The following is an 18,002-nucleotide window of genomic DNA, read 5'->3' on the forward strand; positions in this document are numbered from 1 at the left end:
CCCTCGGCAGGTCCATCCGCGTCGACACGTCACGTCGTACCATTGGGTCGAACAACTACCTTGGTTTCCAAGGGAGTTGACTCCGTATGACCATGCAGAATCGTGCCTGTCAACGTGCGCATATGCGTCCGCACTACCCCACCGCATGAGCCCTACTATCGGCTCGCCATGACAGCAGCAGGGAAGCACCAGGTGAGCCGCGCGGAAACCTCGCGTCGAGGCAACCGGCCCGGCCGGGCCGGCATCAGAGACGTCGCCGCAGCAGCCGGGGTCTCCATCACGACCGTCTCCGACGCCCTCAACGGCAAGGGCAGGCTGCCGGACGCCACCCGCCGCCATGTCCGCGAGGTCGCCGACCGGCTGGGGTACCGCCCCTCGGCCGCCGCCCGCACCCTCCGTACCGGCAAGTCCGGGCTGATCGGCCTGACCGTGACGACGTACGGGGATGAACCTTTCACCTTCACGGAGTTCGCCTACTTCGCCGAGATGGCCCGGGCCGCCACCTCCGCCGCCCTCGCCCGCGGCTACGCCCTGGTCATCCTGCCCGCGACGTCCCGCCACGACGTCTGGTCCAACGTCGCCCTCGACGGCACGATCGTCATCGACCCCTCCGACCAGGATCCCGTGGTCAGCGAACTGGTGCGGCAGGGACTGCCCGTAGTCTCCGACGGCCGCCCGGCCGGCGAGCTCCCCGTCACCGCCTGGGTCGACAACGACCACGCCGCCGCCGTACTCGACATCCTGGACCACCTCGCCGAGTCGGGCGCCCGCCGCATCGGCCTGCTCACCGGCACCTCGACGGACACGTACACCCACCTGTCCACCTCCGCCTACCTGCGCTGGTGCGAACGGGTCGGCCAGGAACCGGTCTACGAGGCCTACCCCGCGCACGACCCCTGCGCGGGCACCGTCGCCGCCGACCGGCTGCTCGGCCGCCCCGACCGCCCCGACGCCGTCTACGGCCTGTTCGACCCCAACGGCACCGATCTGCTCGCCGCGGCCCGCCGCTACGGGCTGCGCGTCCCCGAGGACCTGCTGGTGGTGTGTTGCAGCGAGTCCGCGGTCTACGCCGGCACCGAACCGCCCATCACCACGCTCTCCCTGAAGCCACGCCGCATCGGGACGGCGGTCGTGCAACTGCTCATCGACGCCATCGAGGGGGTCCAGGGAGACCGGCCGGTCGAGCAGGTGATACCGACCGAGCTGATCGTGCGCACCTCGTCCCAGCGCCGTCCGCCGCGCACGACGGTCAGCCCACCCCGTACGCCGGACGACACGTGACGCCGGAGCGGCACCGCGGGCGCCCGGGGGACAGGGAGCCCGTGGCGCCCTGACGGGGTCCGGGCCGGCGGACGCGTGACCGGCCGACGCCCCGGTCACCCGACAGCCCGCCGAACACCTGCCCAAACGGGGCGAAAGCCGCGGTGAACCGGAGTCTTGTTCCGATTCACCACCCCTGGGTCATCACATGGCGCTACGCGCATTCCTATGATGGGCGCACGACACCGCGGACCGCTGCGACCAGGCAGTCCGAAGCGGTGCAGATGCGGCGCGATGGTGGAGGGGTCTGATGACTCAGGGGGCCGGTCAGGGACCCGAGGTGGAGCGGACGGCGACGCTACGCGACTTCCGGGTACCCGCGTACGTCCATGAGACCGCTCCGTACGTCCACGGGCTCCACCCGGGCGACGCCGAAGCGCCCGCCGAGGAGGCGTACCCGGAGGGTTACACCCCCACCCAGCGGGATCTGCCGGTCATCGGACCCGGTGACACCCTCCAGGTCCCCGTCGAGCCGGCCACCGCAGCCCCGGCACCGCAGCCCGTCGCCGGTCCCGGACCGCTCTACGTCGTCGGTGACGTCCACGGCTACCTCGACGAACTGATGACCGCCCTACAGGCGCAGGGCCTGGTCGACGCCTCGGGCCAGTGGTCCGCCGGCACCTCCCGGCTGTGGTTCCTCGGCGACTTCACCGACCGCGGCCCCGACGGCATCGGCGTCATCGATCTCGTGATGCGGCTGTCCGCCGAGGCCGCCGCGGCCGGCGGCTACTGCAAGGCCCTCATGGGCAACCACGAGCTGCTGCTGCTCGGCGCCAAGCGGTTCGGCGACACCCCCGTCAACTCCGGCGCGGGCACCGCCACCTTCCAGGCGGCCTGGCTGCTGAACGGCGGCCAGAAGACCGACATGGACCGCCTCCAGGACCACCATCTCCAGTGGATGGCCCGGCTCGACGCCGTCGAGGAGGTCGACGGCCACCTGCTCATCCACTCCGACACCACCGCCTACCTCGACTACGGCGACTCGATCGAAGCGGTCAACGACACCATCCGCGAGGCACTGACCCGCAACGACGCGGACGAGGTCTGGGATCTGTTCCGCAAGTTCACCAAGCGCTTCTCCTTCCGGGACGAGGGCGGCGCCGACGCCGTACGCTCCCTCCTGGATACGTACGGCGGCACCCGGGTGGTTCACGGGCACAGCCCGATTCCCTACCTCCTCGGTGAGGTCGGTTCCGAGGAGGGCGAGGACGGCGCCGGCCCGGCCGTCGAGGGACCACACGTGTACGCCGACGGCCTCGCCATCGCCATGGACGGCGGGGTGACCATGGCCGGAAAGCTACTCGTTCAACAACTCCCCCTGAGCGGCTGACCGTTCCCCGGGCACGGGTCCCCGGCCGCGAAAGCGCAGGCCGGAACGCAATTTCCGGTAACCCCTGTCACCGTGCGCCGTGCCGGCTCTACCATCGGCTTATCCGTAGCAGGCTCCCCTCCGTTTCTGCCCGACGGCTCGCCGGCGTGCGAGCCCCAGCCCTACGGAGCACCGGGGGATGCACATGAACAGCGTTCCGCAGCACCTTCAGAGCGAGGACCGCCAGGATTTCGAGCGGCTCCTCGATGAGGCGCTGCGCTCCGCACCCGACCGACCGGAACTGGCCGCTGTGGGTCAGCGGCTCGATCCCGAACAACTGCGCACCATGGCACGAAGCGCCAGCGCCCTGATCACGGCAGCCGCGGCGGCCGAGTACCAGCACTACGTCAAGGTCCGAGACGAACTGCGTCACCCGGCGTTGTCCGTCCAGGCCGCCGCCGGAGGCCCCGGCGCGGTGGAGCCGGATCCGGACACCACGGACCTCGCCACCGCCCTCGGGGAGGCCGCCGAGAGCACCGGCGCGGGCGCCGTCGCCGTCATCGCCGTCCTCGCTCCCCTCCTCTCCGGGACCGCGGCCGTCCTCTTCCTGCTCGTCGGCTACCTCCTGAAGGTGCTGGATCCCGGGCAGACCTTCGCCCGGACCATGCTCACCACCGGCTGGGTGTTCGGCGCTCTGACGGCGGCCGGGATCCTCGTCGCCGCCGTCGGACTGCTGCTCACCGCCCTGCGCAACAGCACCTCGCCGGAAGCCCGCGCCCGGGAGGCGGCGCACGAGGAACTGGCCAGGGCCAGAGCGGCGTGGCAGCAGGCGCTGCTGGAGCGCGGCATCCTGCCGTTCCTGCGGGAGGCGCTCACCGAACCGGGTCCGCCCGCCGTGCGCCGTACGGCCCCGCCCGCCCCGACGACCGGCCGCATCCCGCGGCTGGGCTACGACCGTCCCGGCTTCAGCAGCCCCGGGGACGACGGCACCACGAGCGGCCGCCCGAGCTTCACCAGCCCCGACTACACGAGCCCGGACTACGGCGGCCCGGAGCACCAGCCCGACTGACCGCACCCGCGGCAGCTCGGTCCCGTGCGCCGGACGACTCCGGCCCGCCGCGCCGGCCGTCCCCTCAAGGGCCCGGCCGGCGCGGCGAGTTCACCACGCCTTTCAGTCGGCGACCGGCAGGTACACCCGGTTGCCCGCCGCCGCGAACTCCTGCGACTTCTGGGCCATGCCCTGCTCGATCTCGGCCCGGTCGCCTCCGTGCTCGCGCCGGATGTCCTGCGAGATCTTCATGCTGCAGAACTTCGGCCCGCACATGGAGCAGAAGTGGGCCGTCTTGGCGGGTTCCGCGGGCAGGGTCTCGTCGTGGAACTCCCGTGCCGTGTCCGGGTCCAGGGCGAGGTTGAACTGGTCCTCCCACCGGAACTCGAAACGGGCGTCCGACAGCGCGTCGTCCCACTCCTGAGCGCCCGGGTGCCCCTTGGCCAGGTCGGCCGCGTGCGCGGCGATCTTGTAGGTGATGACACCGGTCTTGACGTCGTCCCGGTTGGGCAGGCCCAGGTGCTCCTTGGGCGTGACGTAGCAGAGCATCGCCGTGCCCCACCAGGCGATCATCGCGGCGCCGATACCGGAGGTGATGTGGTCGTACGCCGGCGCGATGTCCGTGGTCAGCGGGCCGAGCGTATAGAACGGAGCTTCATCGCAGATCTCCTGCTGAAGGTCGATGTTCTCCTTGATCTTGTGCATCGGGACGTGCCCGGGGCCCTCGATCATCGTCTGTACCTGAAAACGCCTGGCGACGCGGTTGAGTTCCCCGAGCGTCCTCAGTTCCGCGAACTGTGCCTCGTCGTTGGCGTCCGCGATCGAACCGGGCCTGAGTCCGTCGCCCAGCGAGTACGTGACGTCGTAGGCGGCGAGGATCTCGCACAGCTCTTCGAAGTTCTCGTACAGGAACGACTCCTTGTGGTGCGCCAGGCACCACGCGGCCATGATGGAGCCGCCGCGCGAGACGATGCCCGTCTTACGGTTGGCGGTGAGCGGGACGTACGGCAGCCGGACGCCCGCGTGGACGGTCATGTAGTCCACGCCCTGCTCGGCCTGCTCGATGACGGTGTCCTTGTAGATCTCCCAGGTCAGTTCCTCGGCCCGGCCGTCGACCTTCTCCAGAGCCTGGTAGAGCGGCACCGTGCCGATGGGGACGGGGGAGTTGCGCAGGACCCACTCACGGGTGGTGTGGATGTTGCGGCCGGTCGAGAGGTCCATGACCGTGTCGGCGCCCCAGTGGGTCGCCCAGGTCATCTTCTCGACCTCCTCCTCGATGGAGGACGTCACCGCGGAGTTGCCGATGTTGGCGTTCACCTTCACCAGGAACCGCTTACCGATGATCATCGGCTCGATCTCCGGGTGATTGACGTTGGCCGGCAGCACGGCCCGGCCCGCCGCGATCTCCTCGCGGACCACCTCGGGAGAGACGTTCTCCCGGATGGCCACGAACTCCATCTCCGGCGTGACCTCGCCCCGTCGGGCATAGGCGAGCTGCGTCACCGGCCGGCCGCTCCGGCCCCGCCGCGGCTGGCGCGGGCGCCCGGGGAAGACCGCGTCCAGGTTGCGCAGCCCGCCGCGTGGCGAGGTGTGCCGGAGCCCGTCGTCCTCGGGGCGGACGGGACGCCCCGCGTACTCCTCGGTGTCACCGCGGGCGATGATCCAGTTCTCCCGCAGCGGTGACAGGCCCCTGCGGACGTCCGTGTCGGCAAGCGGATCGGTGTACGGCCCCGACGTGTCGTACAGCGTGACCGACTCCCCGTTGGTGAGCTGCACCTGACGGACCGGCACGCGCAGGTCGGGGCGCGAGCCCTCGACGTACGCCTTGTGCCAGCCAATGGACTTCCCGGCCTCGTCGGACTTCTCGTCCCGAACGGAGGCAGGCGTGCGTGCGTCCTTGTTGGTCATCGGACCTACTCCCTACGCCGGCATTACCCGGTAACAGGTTCGGCGGTCGACGCAGCGATTCCCGTGTGCCGATGTCCTGCGTGGAACCTGTTGGTTCCACGTGAAACATCGCGTCTACGGAGGTCAGCGCCCTCTCAGCCCGGTGCTCCGAGCTCCCGCGTGTGCAAAGGTGCCTCCACGCTAGCGGCATGGAGGGCGCGGTGAACAGTGGGCCCCCACCGTTCTTGCGATGATCGGACGGTGACCAGGATGGAGCAGTACTCGCATCAGCCACCCGATCCGCCCGGCCGAGACGGCCCGGGACAGGACCACGCGCACGGCCACGGAACCGGTGACGGCGGGCGCGACGGTCACGCACAGGGCCACGGAGCCAGAGAGAGCGGCCATCACGGTCACGCGCACGGCCACGGCCCGGCCGCGCCGGTCTCCCAGCATCTGCGGAAGGTGATCGCGGCGATCCTGATCCCGTTCACCGTGGCGGTCGTCGCAGGTCTCGCGGTGCTCTGGCCCGGCGGAGCCCCGTCCCACTCACGCACCGGCGTCGGTTTCGACCGGCAGACCCAGCAGGCCACGGTCACCCGGGTCACCGAGGTCAGTTGCGCGTCGGTGAACGCGTCGGGCGGCGCCCCGGCCGGCGCCCCCTCCGCCACCGGCGGCGCCCCCGCGAAGCAGGAGGCCGACAAGACCTGCAAGAAGGCGACCGTCCGCGTCGACACCGGCGAGGACACAGGCCGCACGTTCACCGAGATCGTGCAGCCGGACCAGACGCGGCAGCTGCACCGGGACGAGAAGGTCGTCGTCGCCTACGAGCCTTCAGCACCGAAGAACCTCCAGTACTCGGTGACCGATGTGAACCGGACGTTCCCCATGGCGTTGCTCGCGGGGGTCTTCGCCGTGGCCGTCGTCGTGGTCGGCCGGCTGCGCGGCCTCATGGCCCTGGTCGCGCTGGCGGTGAGCTTCCTCGTGCTGACCCTGTTCATCCTGCCCGCCATCCTCCAGGGCTCCGATCCGCTGGTCGTGGCCGTGGTGGGAGCGAGCGCCATCATGCTGATCGCGCTGTACATGTGCCATGGCCTGTCCGCCCGTACGTCGGTTGCGGTGCTCGGCACGCTGATCTCCCTGTCGCTGATCGGCCTGCTCGGCTCGCTGTTCATCGGCTGGTCCGCGCTGACCGGCAACACGGACGACAACACCGGTCTGATCCACGGCCTGTATCCGTCGATCGACATGAGCGGTCTGCTGCTGGCCGGTGTCATCATCGGCTCGCTCGGCGTCCTGGACGACGTGACGGTGACGCAGACGTCGGCGGTCTGGGAACTGCACGAGGCGAACCCGACGATGGGCTGGCGGGGGCTGTACCGGGCGGCCATCCGTATCGGCCGCGATCACATCGCCTCCGTGGTCAACACCCTGGTGCTCGCCTACGCCGGCGCCGCCCTGCCGTTGCTGCTGCTGTTCTCGATCGCCCAGAGCAGCGTGGGGACCGTGGCCAACAGCGAACTGGTGGCCGAGGAGATCGTACGCACGCTGGTGGGCTCGATCGGCCTGGTCGCCTCGGTGCCGGTCACCACCGCGCTGGCCGCGCTGGTGGTCTCGGCCGACCGGCCGGGAGCGGCTGCACCGCTGCCTGCCGGGGGGCGTCCCGCACCGGCGCGCGGCGGCCGGGGCCGGCGCCGGAAGCGGTGAACGCGGCGGGGCTGGGGCGGTGGTGCCGTCCACCGGTTGCAGAAGCGTTCCTGCACGGGCGCGGACGAGATGACGGTGCGTCGGCGCCTCGTACCGTGACGCTTCAGCCGGCGCTCTGTTCCTCGGCCAGGATGCGGTCCAGCGCCTCGTCGAGATGAGCGTCGAAGTCCGCCAGCGCGCCCTCCTGACCGAGCGGCACGAGCTTGTCCGTCCGGTCGAGGAAGGCCACCAGCGGCGGCGCCGACGAACGGAACAGTGCCTGGTCCCCGCCCACCTGAAGCCGGATCAGCACTTCGCCCAGCACCTCGGAATCGGCGGGAGCGATGCGCACATCACCCTCCCCGCAGGGCCGCCCGACCCCGTCGATCAACAGCTCGCGCCCGAACGCCCAGGTCACCGGGGCGTCACCGGGCAGATGAAAGGTGAGCCGCACCGCGTACGGATCACAGGTCTCGTAGCGCAACTCCACCGGGATGCGGAAGGAGAGCTCCTCCGATACGAGAAAGCTCATCATGACTTCTGCCTGTACGGACTCGCGCATCGCCTACCCCGTCATATGACATCGACTGGCCGGGATTGATCCCTCTAGCCATGGTCAAATCTTGCTGAAAGTATGCAATAGATCACAAGGAGTAAGTTTTCACATACTGATAGAGAGCGTGAGCGAGCCGACGTGCCGCCCGATCTCCGTCTGGAGCCGGCGGGCGGCGGGCAGCAGCCGGTCGGCCCGCTGGGCGGGCAGGGAGATGGCTAGGGTGGCCGCGGTCGTACCGACCGTGATGGGGACCGCCGCGCAGACCGTCCCGAGCGCGTACTCCTGACGCTCCACCGTCAGTTCCATGCGCCGGGTGCGGGCCAGTCGCCGCAGCAGCACGCCGTGGTCCCGAACGGTGTACGGCGTGAGGGGCTCGGCCGGGTAACGGGCGAGGTGGTCGCGCCGGGCGTCCTCGTCCAGCTGGGACAGCAGGCACTGCCCGATGGCATGGGCGTGGCCGGTCTCGCGGAAGTCGGCCCACTCCTCGACCGCGGGTGCCTCGCGGGACTCGGAGACGCACATCACGTCGATCTCACCGTCCCGGTACATCGCGTAGTACACCGGCACACCGATCGAATCGCGCCAGTGCGCGAGCATGTCCGCCACCGAGCTGCGACGTTTCTGCTGTGCTCCGCTGCTCGCAAGCCGCGCGGCGGCGTCACCGAGGAAGAACAGCCCCTTCTCGCGGTACAGATAGCCCTCGTGCACGAGGGTGCGCAGCAGGTGGTACGTCGTGGGCAGTGCGAGGCCCGTCTCCCGGGCGAGCTGCTTGGCGGGGGCGCCGTAGGGGCGGCCGGCGACGGCCTCGAGCAGGCGCATGGCGCGCTGGACGGATCCGATGAGCGTCGCGCCGGCCGGTGGCCGAGGGGCGGCGGCCGTGGGCTGTCCGGGGAGAGCGGCGGCCGTGGGCTGTCCGGGGAGAGCGGCGGCCGTGGGCTGTCCGGGGACGGCCAGGGGAGCCGGTCGCCGAAGGGGAGGCGCGCACGGGCGCGGTGGGACGGAGGGTGGTGCGTGGGGTTCTGCCGGTGCGGTGTCGACCGTGGCCAAGGGGTACTCCCGTAGCGCGAGGGGGCAGCCCGTGCGGGGAAGAGCACGGAGGGGGGACTGCGCCACCCACGGGGCCGGATCCCGTGGGGAGTTCCGGACTCTAACCGTCGGCCACCGCGCGCAGACGGCTCCCGGGGAAACTTCCCTCCCCCGAGGGAACCGGTGACCCCGTCACCGGCCGCCGGGCCCCCTCGGTCTCACCAGTCGCTGCGCGACGCGGAGCTCGCCGTGAACTTGCGTACGACGTAGATCAGTCCGCCGACCAGGGCGACGAAGACCAGCGCCTTGAACAGCAGGCCGATCACGAACCCGACGACGGTCGCTATCAGGCCGCCGAACACGACCAGGGCGATGACCGGCACCGCGACCCACTTCACCCACCACGGCATACCCGCGAAGATCTCCCGCATCGTCCTCGTCCCTCGTGTTTCGTGCGCTGTTGATGTCCTGCACCCGATGCTAGGGCCGCGAAGGGGCCGCACGGGGGCCGCGCATCCCTTGTCCTCCCCTGATCCGTCCCCTAGGGAGTCCGGGGTCCGGGCTCACGCCTCGGGCGGAGAGAACACGACGAGAACCCTGAGGTCCTCGCTGATGTGGTGGAACCTGTGCGGCACCCCGGCCGGCACGTACACGACGCTGCCCCGCGCCACCTCCGTCGTCTCCGGACCGACCGTGATCGACGCCCGGCCGCTGACGACGAAGTACACCTCGTCCTGGTGGTGGGGCTTCTGCGGGTCGTGCTCACCCGCGTCGAGGGCGTACAGGCCTACCGACATGTTCCGCTCGCGCAGGAACTGAAGGTAGGCACCTTCATGGGCGGCGCGCTCCGCCTCCAGTTCGTCCAGCCGGAATGACTTCATCGCCGTCGCCTTCGCCTCACTGTTCAGGGTGCCCCTGCTCGCCGACCGCAGGGTCTGCCACGATCAGACACATGAAGAATTTCGTAGTCAAGACGATCGCCAACGCGGGCGCCCTGGCGGTCGCCGTGTGGCTGCTCGACAAGATCACCCTCACGGGTGACAACACCGCGAAGAAGGCCGGCACGCTGATCGTCGTCGCGCTGATCTTCGGCCTGGTGAACTGGCTGGTCAAGCCGGTTGTGAAGCTGCTCACCCTGCCGCTGTTCATCCTGACCCTCGGCCTGATCACCCTGGTCGTCAACGCTCTGATGCTGCTGCTGACCTCCTGGCTGTGCGGCAAGCTCGACCTGAGCTTCCACGTGGAGGGCTTCTGGACGGCCGTGCTCGGCGGCCTGATCATCGCGCTCGTCTCCTGGGCGCTGCACGTCGTCCTGCCCGACGAGGACTGAGTCCGCCATGACCTACCGCGTCTGCTTCGTGTGCACCGGCAACATCTGCCGCTCCCCGATGGCCGAGTCCGTCTTCCGTGCGCGTGTGGCGGAGGCCGGGCTCGCGGGCCTGGTGGCGGTCGACAGCGCCGGCACCGACGGCTGGCACGAGGGCGAGCACGCCGACCCGCGCACCGTCTCGGTCCTGGCGGAGCACGGATACGGCGGTGACCACGTCGCCCGTCGGTTCGAGCCGTCGTGGTTCGCCCGTCTCGACCTCGTGATCGCTCTCGACTCCGGTCACCTCGGGGCCCTGCGCCGCCTGGCGCCGACCGGGACGGAGGCGCGCAAGGTCCGCCTGCTCCGCTCGTACGATCCCACCGCCGGCGACGACCTCGACGTACCCGATCCGTACTACGGACACCGGGACGGCTTCGAGCGGTGTCTTGAGATGGTGGAGGCGGCGAGCACGGGTCTGCTCGCCGCCGTACGGGAAGAGCTGGAGGGACGGGCCGCATGAGCGACGCCACGAAGAACGAGGGCCGTACCGGGGACGGCACGCGCGCGGTACGGGCCGGGCTGCCCGAGCCGGTCAAGCACGAGCCGACCCTGCCCGGCCCGGTGTTCGCGGCCCACTTCCATCTGCCCGGCGAGGTGTCGGGGCCGTACGCGTACGGCCGTGACGACAATCCGACCTGGACGCTTCTGGAGCGCGCCGTCGGTGAGCTGGAGGCGCCCGGGCATGAGGACGTCGAGACTCTGGTGTTCGCCTCGGGCATGGCGGCGATCTCCGCCGTGCTGTTCTCCCAGCTGCGCGCGGGCGACGCGGTCGTGCTGCCGTCCGACGGCTACCAGGTGCTGCCGATGGTGGGCGCCCAGCTGGAGGCGTACGGCATCGAGGTGCGCACCGCGCCGACCGGTGGCGACGCGCAGCTGGACGTGCTCGACGGCGCCCGGCTGCTGTGGATCGAGTCCCCGTCGAATCCGGGGCTGGACGTCTGCGACATCCGGCGGCTCGCGGAGGCGGCACACGCGCGTGGTGCTCTGGTGGCCGTCGACAACACCCTCGCCACCCCGCTCGGGCAGCGCCCGCTGGAGCTGGGCGCCGACTTCTCCGTGGCCAGCGGCACCAAGCAGCTGACCGGCCACGGTGACGTCCTGCTGGGCTACGTCGCCGGCCGGAACTCCGAGGCGATGGCCGCCGTACGCCGCTGGCGCAAGATCGTCGGGGCCATCTCGGGGCCCATGGAGGCCTGGCTCGCGCACCGGTCCATCGCCACGCTCCAGATGCGTGTCGACCGGCAGAACGCCACCGCGCTCGCTCTCGCCGAGGCCCTGCGGCAGCGGCCCGAGATCTCCGGCCTGCGCTACCCGGGGCTGTCCGACGACCCCTCGCACAAGATCGCCGCGCAGCAGATGCGCCGTTACGGCTGTGTCGTCTCCTTCACGCTGCCCACGCGCGCGCGTGCCGAGCGTTTCCTCGGGGCCCTGCGCCTGGTGGAGGACGCGACCAGCTTCGGCGGGGTGCGGTCCACGGCCGAGCGCCGCCGCCGCTGGGGCGGGGACGCGGTCCCGGACGGCTTCATCCGGATGTCCGTGGGTGCCGAGGACCCCGAGGACCTCGTGACCGACGTCCTGCGCGCCCTGGACGAGTCCGCGGACTGAGCCGGGAGGGCCCCGGCCCCGGGCGGCATGCCGAGCAGGCCTTGATGACGGTCCGAGCCTCCCCCCCTCGTGGCTCGGACCGTCTGCGGCTCCGCTCAGGAAGAGCCGCGCGAACCAGGCTAGTTGACTCTGCGTCAGTGTCCAATCACGCTAGCGACAGGAGCCTATCGACATATTTATAGTTGGTGCCTGCCTGGGGGGCCGGAGGAGGCAGGTACAAGGAGGCATGCCATGGATCTGGCCCTGCTGCGGACCTTCGTCACCGTGCACCGGGCCGGTTCCTTCACTCGCGCCGCCGCACTGCTCGGCCTCTCCCAGCCCGCCGTCACCTCGCAGATCCGCACGCTCGAACGCCAGCTGGGCAGACCCCTCTTCCTCCGCCAGGCGCGCGGCGTCATCCCGACGACCATCGGCGACGAACTCGCGCACAAGGCCGCACCGCATCTCGACGCCCTGGTGGAGATAGCCGAGAGCGGCCTGGCCGAGGAGTCCTCGCCCCGGACGCTGCACCTGGCGGGGCCCCCGGAGTTCACCGCCGAACGCGCCCTGCCCGCCCTCGCGGGGCTGACCGGCGAGGACGGCCGCCGCCTGGCACTGCGCGCCTCCTTCGGCACCGCCGAGGAAGTGCTGGAGGGGCTGGCCTCCGGCCACCACGACCTGGCCATCAGCACGGCCCGGCCACGGGGGGCACTGCTCAGCGCCACTCCGCTCTGCGACGAGGAGCACGTCCTGGTCGCCGCGCCGCGCTGGGCCGACCGCATCGGCTCGGAAGCGCTGCGGCTGAAGGGCGCCCCGGCCCTGGACCACCTGCCCGTCGTCGAGGTCCACGAGTCGCTGCCGTTCGTCGCGCGCTACTGGGCCTCCGTCTTCGACTCCCGCCCGGCCGCCTCGGGCACGGTCGTCGTTCCCGATCTGCGGGCCGTTCTCTCCTGCGCGATCGCGGGAGCCGGACTGGCGGTGCTGCCCCGCTATCTGTGCGGTCCGGCCCTCCGCCAGGGCACCATCGTCACCCTGCACGACCCGGCGGTCCCACCGCTGCGCACGTACTTCCTGGTGGTGCGCAACGGCACCCTCGCCCTGCCCCTTGTCGCCCGGGCCTGCGAGTGGCTCCAGCGTGCCGCCACGGTCTGGTACTGACGCCGGTCGGCCGGGCGCGCACGCACTGCGGTGATGTCGTGGCGCTTTGCGATGTTTCACGTGGAACCAGCGGGGCCACATTTCTCCCATGACCGTCCGACCCGTGGTCAAGCGCACCGCCCGTGCCGTTCTCCTGGACGGTGACGACCTGATCCTCATCAAGCGCACCAAGCCCGGCGTCGATCCCTACTGGGTCACCCCCGGTGGCGGAGTCGAGCCCGGGGACTCAACCGTCGTGGACGCCCTGCACCGGGAGGTGTACGAGGAACTCGGTGCCAAGATCGCCGATGTCGTGCCGTGTTTCGTGGACACCGTCGAGCACATCGGCGAGGACAGCAGCACGACCGGCGTGAAGGTACAGCACTTCTTCGTCTGCCGGCTGGAGTCCATGGACCCCTCGCTGCGTCACGGCCCCGAAGTGGAGGAACCGGCCGGGGAGTACGAGATCGTCCGCGTCCCGTTCACCCGCGTCGGCATCGCCTCCGTCCACCTCGTCCCACTGTCCCTGCGTCACTACCTCGACGGCAACATCGAGGGGGTGCGCGCCATGCACGCCCCCGACCTCGGCTGACACGGTCAGTCCGCGACGACGAGCCGTTCCTCCACCGCGTCGTGCCGTATGCGGCTCGGCGGGATTCCGCTGTCCCGCAGCGCGTCGATGCCGCTGCGGATCATCCCGGGCGGCCCCGACAAGTAGGCGTCGTACTCGTTCCAGGGGCCGTACCCCCGTACGGCGTCCGGGAGCCGCAATCGGGCCTGCTGGTCGGTGACCGCGCGAACCGTCAGCCAGGGATGACCCTGCTGAAGCCCGAGCATGGTCTCGATGGCATACAGGTCGTGCTCGGTGCGGGCGCCGTAGAACACCTCGACGGGCCGGTGCCGGCCGTGCCCGGCGACATCCTCGACCAAGGCCTTGACGGGCGCTATGCCGGTGCCACCGCCCAGGCAGAGCAGGCCGGTGTCGGTGGTGTGGTCGACGGTCATCGAACCGGCCGGCGGGCCGAGCCGGATGATGTCTCCGGGCCGTGCCCGGTGTGTCAGCGCGTTCGACACCCAGCCGGCCGGGACCGCCTTCACATGGAACGTCAGCAGACCGTCCGGCCGGGGCGCCGAGGCGAAGGAGTAGTGCCGCCACACCCGTGGCCACCAGGGCGTCTCCACGCTCGTGTACTGGCCCGCGAGAAAGGGGTAGGGCTGGTCGGGGCGGACCGTGAGGACGGCGACGTCCCGGGTCCGCAGCTCATGGGCGACGATCTCGGCCTGCCACCAGGCGGGGGCCCGCAGCTCGTCCGCCGCCGCCGCGTCGATCATCACCTGGGAGATCGTCGTGTACGCCCGTATCCACGCCGCCTCGGTCTCCGGGTTCCACAAGGTGCCGGCGTACTTGCTCAACGCGCCGAGCAGGCATTCGCCCACTGCCGGATAGTGCTCGGCACGCGTTCCGTACTTACGGTGCCCACGGCCCAGGTTCTGGAGGTGGTCGACGAGAACGCGCGTGTTGTCCAGATGCTCGGCCGCCGTGAGCAGCGCCCTCAGCAGACGGTCCCGCTGGGTGTCCATCGCGGCCGGGAACAGCGACCGCAGTTCGGGATGGCGGACGAAGAGGAGGGCGTAGAAATAGGAGGTCACCTTGTCGGCGACCGGGCCGATCTCGGTCATGGTGCGGCGGATGAGGAGCGCGTCCGCAGAGACCTCATCGGTGGCCGGCGCCGACCACCGCACCTGCACGGGCTGCGGGGCCGGGGCATCACTCCGTGGGACCGCGGAGTACCCCTGGGGGAGCGCCGGTGCGGTCCTCGGATCAGCTCCCTCCGGCGCTGCCTGATCACCGGCCGGCGGCGGAGCCGATAGATCCCTGTGCGGCATGAACCAGCCGCCCCCGTCCTCGCCCGACATGCCGTTCTCCCCCGACGTGGTGGTCGGAGTGTCCATGGTGTGCCCTCGCCTCGAACATCTCTCGGTCGGTCCGCGCGCCCCGCTCCTCGCGAGGCGCATGCATTCCCCCGGCGGGTGGCCGGCCGTAGCACTCGGTCCGCAGCCTCCCATCCCGATCGGCTGCCGCGGTCGCATACCCGGAAACGTGGGTCTCGATCTCTCCTTCTCGTTAGGCTGTGCGCCCCGGAACGAGTCGCCGTCCACCCCGCGGCCCGTCCATGCCCCGTCGAACAGAAAGACGGTGATGACGTAAGGCTGGTTGGCTGCCTGTGTTTCACGTGAAACACCCGCAGCTGTCCCCGTGCTGGCCACAAGACCACGAGATGGCCAAAAGCACGTGCGTCTGCATCGAAACGGGTGGACGGCGAGGGTCTCGGTCGGACAGCCTGACCTGCGTGCCGACTCCTCCCCTCGCCGCTCTGCCCATCCGCCGCCTGACGCTTCGCGACCTCACCGCGTGCGCCGATCTGTCCGAAGACCGGGGGTGGCCACGCGAGGAACACAAGTGGGGTTTCCTGCTCACGGCCGGGAAGGGTCTGGGCATCGACGATCCCGCGGGTGGACTCGTCGCCGCGTGCGTGGTCACGGAGTACGGCCCGTGGGGGCAGCCGGATCTCGGCGCCGTCGGCATGGTCCTGGTGGCCGGACGTCACGCCCGCCGAGGTGTCGGCCGCCGCTTGATGCAGCACGTCATGTCGACCATGGGAGCCACCCCGCTGACCCTGCACGCCACGCCCCACGGCCGCCCCCTGTACGAGGAGCTGGGCTTCAAGGTGACGGGCCGGGCGGAGATGCTCACGGGCGACTTCGTTCCGGGCGGGCCCGAGCCGAGGGTCCCCACCCGTGCTGCCACGGCGGACGATCTCCAGGCGATCCTGCGTCTCGACGAAGAAGTGTTCGGCACCGACCGCACCCCCCTCATCACCCGGTTGCCCGCCTTCGCCGATCAGCTGCGGGTGGCCGAGGAGGGTGGCCGGCTCATCGGTTACACGGCCGCATGGCCCAACATGGACACCCACGTCGTCGGTCCGCTGATCGCCCGGGACACCGAGACCGCCAAGGCGCTCGTCGCCTCGTTGGCGGCTCACACGGACCGTCCGCTGCGCACCGACATCGACGTGCGCCATGAAGAGCTGCTGACCTGGGCGAAGGCACGTGGGCTGGCCTCTGTGGCCTTCAACGCCGTGATGACCTACGGCATCACGGAGCTTCCGGGGGACTGGACCCGGCGGTTCGCACCGCTGACGGTGGCCGCGGGCTGAACCGCCGTACGACGCACGCAGGCCCCGCCGCTCGAAGCGGCGGGGCCTGCGTCACTGACTACGGCCGGGTGCTCAGGCGAGTGCCCGCACGGCCGCGGTGGCGAAGCCGTGGTCCTGCTCCGGTGCGCCGCCTCCGACGCCGATGGCGCCGATCAGCCGGCCGTCCCGGTGGACGGGGACACCGCCGGCGATGAACAGCAGGGGCCGGTCCAGCGCCGTGGGCAGCGTGTGGAAGAGGCCGCCGGGCTGGACGGCATCGACGAGGTCGGCGGTGGGCGCGTTCAGCTGGAGCGCCGTGTAGGCCTTGCGGGTGCTGGTCTCACCGGAGATGAGCACGGCCCGGTCGTCCCGGCGGAAGGCGAGCAGGTTGCCCCCGGCGTCCAGGACGGTGACACTGACGGTGACTCCGGCGTCCTCGGCCGCTCGGCGGGCCGTGCTGATGAGCAGCTCGGCGTCCTCGATGGTCAGCGGGGCGACGGCGGTGGTGCTCATGGAACTGTCTCCTTGGTGGTGCTGAGGTGGATGTCTGCCGTACCGGGGGCGCGCCCCGGTACGGGTGTCCGGCGTGCCGGACGGCTCAGTGGTGGGCGGGCGTCCACTGCCCGGGGGCGGCTGCGGTGGTGCGTGCGGCGTCGCGACGCTCCAGGGCGGCCGAGAGGACGGCGAGGACCAGAGCCGCGCCGGCGAGGACGGCGCCGACCCAGTTGGGGGCTGTGTAGCCGAAGCCGGCCGCGATCACGAGACCGCCGAGCCAGGCGGACAGGGCGTTGCCCAGATTGAAAGCGCCGATGTTCACCGCCGACGCGAGTGTCGGAGCGCCGTGGGCCTGGTCGAGGACGCGCTTCTGTAGCGGGGGCACCGTGGCGAAGCCGAGGGCGCCGATCAACGCGATGGTCGCGGCGGCTGCGATCTTGTTGTGGGCGGTGAGCGTGAAGAGAGCGAGGACGACGGCCAGGGCGCCCAGGGAGACGTACAGCATCGGCATGAGGGCGCGGTCGGCGAACCTGCCGCCGAGGAGGTTGCCGCCGACCATGCCCAGGCCGAAGAGGACCAGCAGCCAGGTGACCGAGCCGTCGGCGAAGCCGGCGACATGGGTCATCATCGGCGCGATGTACGTGATGGCCGCGAAGACGCCGCCGAAGCCGAGAACGGTCATCGCCATGGCGAGCAGGACCTGGGCGTTCTTGAACGCGGCCAGCTCGTGTCGCAGGTGGACGCCGTGCGGACGCGGCAGATCGGGCACGAGTTTGGCGATGCCGGCGAGACCGATGACGCCGAGGGCGGCGACGACGGCGAAGGTGACACGCCAGCCGGCGGTCTGTCCGACGAGTGTGCCCAGCGGGACGCCGACGACGTTGGCCACGGTCAGACCGGTGAACATCATGGCGATGGCGCCGGCCTTCTTGTGCGGCGGGACCAGCTCGGCGGCCACGACCGAGCCGATGCCGAAGAAGGCACCGTGGGCGAGCGACGCGACCACGCGTCCGATCAGCATGACCGAGAAGGCCGGGGCCACGGCGGAGAGGAGGTTGCCGGCGATGAACAGGCCCATCAGCAGCATCAGCATCCGCTTGCGCGGGACCTTGGTGCCGAGAACGGTCATCAGCGGGGCACCGGCGACCACACCGAGCGCGTAGCCCGTCACGAGCAGGCCCGCCGTGGGGATGGAGACCCCGAAATCGCCCGCGACCTCGGGCAGCAAGCCCATGATCACGAACTCGGTCGTTCCGATACCGAAGGCCCCGATCGCGAGGGCCAGAAGCGCGAGAGGCATGGGGGGACACCTTCCCAGACGATTGCAGAAGCGCTTTGCGTTCGTCCACAATAATTGCAGACGCGGGTAATCTGCAAACGCCGTATGG

At 70.6% G+C, this 18,002-nt stretch carries 18 protein-coding genes and 1 riboswitch; of the genes, 10 read left to right on the forward strand and 8 right to left on the reverse strand.

The annotated features are described in order from the left end of the window. The first annotated feature begins 168 nt into the window (after positions 1-168). From AB0F03_RS12245 to AB0F03_RS12255, 3 genes are all read left to right on the forward strand, one after another. Positions 169-1,281: a LacI family DNA-binding transcriptional regulator gene (locus AB0F03_RS12245; RefSeq protein WP_361989490.1), complete on the forward strand. Its 1,113-nt coding sequence runs from the start codon at positions 169-171 to the stop codon at positions 1,279-1,281. 289 nt (positions 1,282-1,570) lie between these two features. Next, positions 1,571-2,650 carry a metallophosphoesterase gene (locus AB0F03_RS12250; protein WP_361989493.1) on the forward strand — a complete coding sequence of 360 codons (1,080 nt, stop codon included), beginning with the start codon at positions 1,571-1,573 and terminating at the stop codon, positions 2,648-2,650. 178 nt (positions 2,651-2,828) lie between these two features. Next, positions 2,829-3,698, forward strand: coding sequence for a hypothetical protein (locus AB0F03_RS12255; protein WP_361989496.1), 870 nt, complete (start codon positions 2,829-2,831; stop codon positions 3,696-3,698). A 102-nt stretch (positions 3,699-3,800) separates the two neighbouring features. Here the strand turns inward: AB0F03_RS12255 and thiC are convergent, their stop codons facing one another. Then, positions 3,801-5,585: a phosphomethylpyrimidine synthase ThiC gene (gene thiC / locus AB0F03_RS12260; protein ID WP_361989499.1), complete on the reverse strand. Its 1,785-nt coding sequence runs from the start codon at positions 5,583-5,585 to the stop codon at positions 3,801-3,803. Continuing rightward, a riboswitch (TPP riboswitch) is annotated at positions 5,578-5,754 on the reverse strand. It overlaps the preceding gene by 8 nt. A gap of 80 nt (positions 5,755-5,834) precedes the next feature. On the opposite strand from thiC, the gene AB0F03_RS12265 reads away from it, so the two are divergent. Continuing rightward, entirely contained in the window at positions 5,835-7,271 is a 1,437-nt protein-coding gene (locus tag AB0F03_RS12265) for a YibE/F family protein (RefSeq protein ID WP_361989988.1), read from the forward strand. A 103-nt stretch (positions 7,272-7,374) separates the two neighbouring features. Here the strand turns inward: AB0F03_RS12265 and AB0F03_RS12270 are convergent, their stop codons facing one another. From AB0F03_RS12270 to AB0F03_RS12285, 4 genes are all read right to left on the reverse strand, one after another. Further along, positions 7,375-7,812, reverse strand: a complete 438-nt coding sequence (locus tag AB0F03_RS12270) for an SsgA family sporulation/cell division regulator (protein ID WP_356819159.1) — start codon at positions 7,810-7,812, stop codon at positions 7,375-7,377. Between the two features lie 99 nt (positions 7,813-7,911). After that, positions 7,912-8,646 carry an IclR family transcriptional regulator C-terminal domain-containing protein gene (locus AB0F03_RS12275; RefSeq protein ID WP_361989991.1) on the reverse strand — a complete coding sequence of 245 codons (735 nt, stop codon included), beginning with the start codon at positions 8,644-8,646 and terminating at the stop codon, positions 7,912-7,914. A 404-nt stretch (positions 8,647-9,050) separates the two neighbouring features. Next, positions 9,051-9,263 (reverse strand): DUF5326 family protein, encoded by a 213-nt coding sequence (locus AB0F03_RS12280; protein WP_361989502.1) that lies wholly within the window; start codon positions 9,261-9,263, stop codon positions 9,051-9,053. A 132-nt stretch (positions 9,264-9,395) separates the two neighbouring features. Next, entirely contained in the window at positions 9,396-9,713 is a 318-nt protein-coding gene (locus AB0F03_RS12285; RefSeq protein WP_361989504.1) for a cupin domain-containing protein, read from the reverse strand. A 71-nt stretch (positions 9,714-9,784) separates the two neighbouring features. On the opposite strand from AB0F03_RS12285, the gene AB0F03_RS12290 reads away from it, so the two are divergent. The 5 genes from AB0F03_RS12290 (at position 9,785) to AB0F03_RS12310 (ending at position 13,514) form a co-directional block, all read left to right on the forward strand. Continuing rightward, positions 9,785-10,162 (forward strand): phage holin family protein, encoded by a 378-nt coding sequence (locus tag AB0F03_RS12290; RefSeq protein ID WP_361989506.1) that lies wholly within the window; start codon positions 9,785-9,787, stop codon positions 10,160-10,162. Positions 10,163-10,169: 7 nt separating this feature from the next. Next, entirely contained in the window at positions 10,170-10,661 is a 492-nt protein-coding gene (locus AB0F03_RS12295) for a low molecular weight protein-tyrosine-phosphatase (protein ID WP_361989509.1), read from the forward strand. Further along, a complete protein-coding gene (locus AB0F03_RS12300) occupies positions 10,658-11,806 on the forward strand; it encodes a cystathionine gamma-lyase (RefSeq protein WP_361989511.1) in 1,149 nt (382 codons plus the stop codon). The genes AB0F03_RS12295 and AB0F03_RS12300 overlap by 4 nt, the downstream gene beginning before the upstream one ends. A 231-nt stretch (positions 11,807-12,037) precedes the next feature. Beyond that, positions 12,038-12,943, forward strand: a complete 906-nt coding sequence (locus tag AB0F03_RS12305) for a LysR family transcriptional regulator (protein WP_361989514.1) — start codon at positions 12,038-12,040, stop codon at positions 12,941-12,943. An 88-nt stretch (positions 12,944-13,031) separates the two neighbouring features. Further along, positions 13,032-13,514: an NUDIX hydrolase gene (locus tag AB0F03_RS12310; RefSeq protein WP_356819146.1), complete on the forward strand. Its 483-nt coding sequence runs from the start codon at positions 13,032-13,034 to the stop codon at positions 13,512-13,514. A 5-nt stretch (positions 13,515-13,519) separates the two neighbouring features. Here the strand turns inward: AB0F03_RS12310 and AB0F03_RS12315 are convergent, their stop codons facing one another. Continuing rightward, entirely contained in the window at positions 13,520-14,875 is a 1,356-nt protein-coding gene (locus AB0F03_RS12315; protein WP_361989517.1) for a globin domain-containing protein, read from the reverse strand. A gap of 398 nt (positions 14,876-15,273) precedes the next feature. Here AB0F03_RS12315 and AB0F03_RS12320 point away from each other — a divergent pair, with 398 nt between their 5' ends. Then, positions 15,274-16,140, forward strand: a complete 867-nt coding sequence (locus AB0F03_RS12320; RefSeq protein WP_361989520.1) for a GNAT family N-acetyltransferase — start codon at positions 15,274-15,276, stop codon at positions 16,138-16,140. A 72-nt stretch (positions 16,141-16,212) separates the two neighbouring features. Here AB0F03_RS12320 and AB0F03_RS12325 read toward each other — a convergent pair whose 3' ends face one another. Then, positions 16,213-16,632, reverse strand: a complete 420-nt coding sequence (locus tag AB0F03_RS12325) for a heme-binding protein (protein ID WP_361989523.1) — start codon at positions 16,630-16,632, stop codon at positions 16,213-16,215. A gap of 85 nt (positions 16,633-16,717) precedes the next feature. After that, the gene (locus tag AB0F03_RS12330) at positions 16,718-17,914 is read right to left on the reverse strand and encodes an MFS transporter (protein ID WP_361989525.1); all 1,197 of its coding nucleotides are present in this window, start codon (positions 17,912-17,914) and stop codon (positions 16,718-16,720) included. Positions 17,915-18,002: the final 88 nt, after the last annotated feature.

It is taken from the genome of Streptomyces sp. NPDC028722 (assembly GCF_040637655.1).
Taxonomy (GTDB): Bacteria; Actinomycetota; Actinomycetes; order Streptomycetales; family Streptomycetaceae; genus Streptomyces.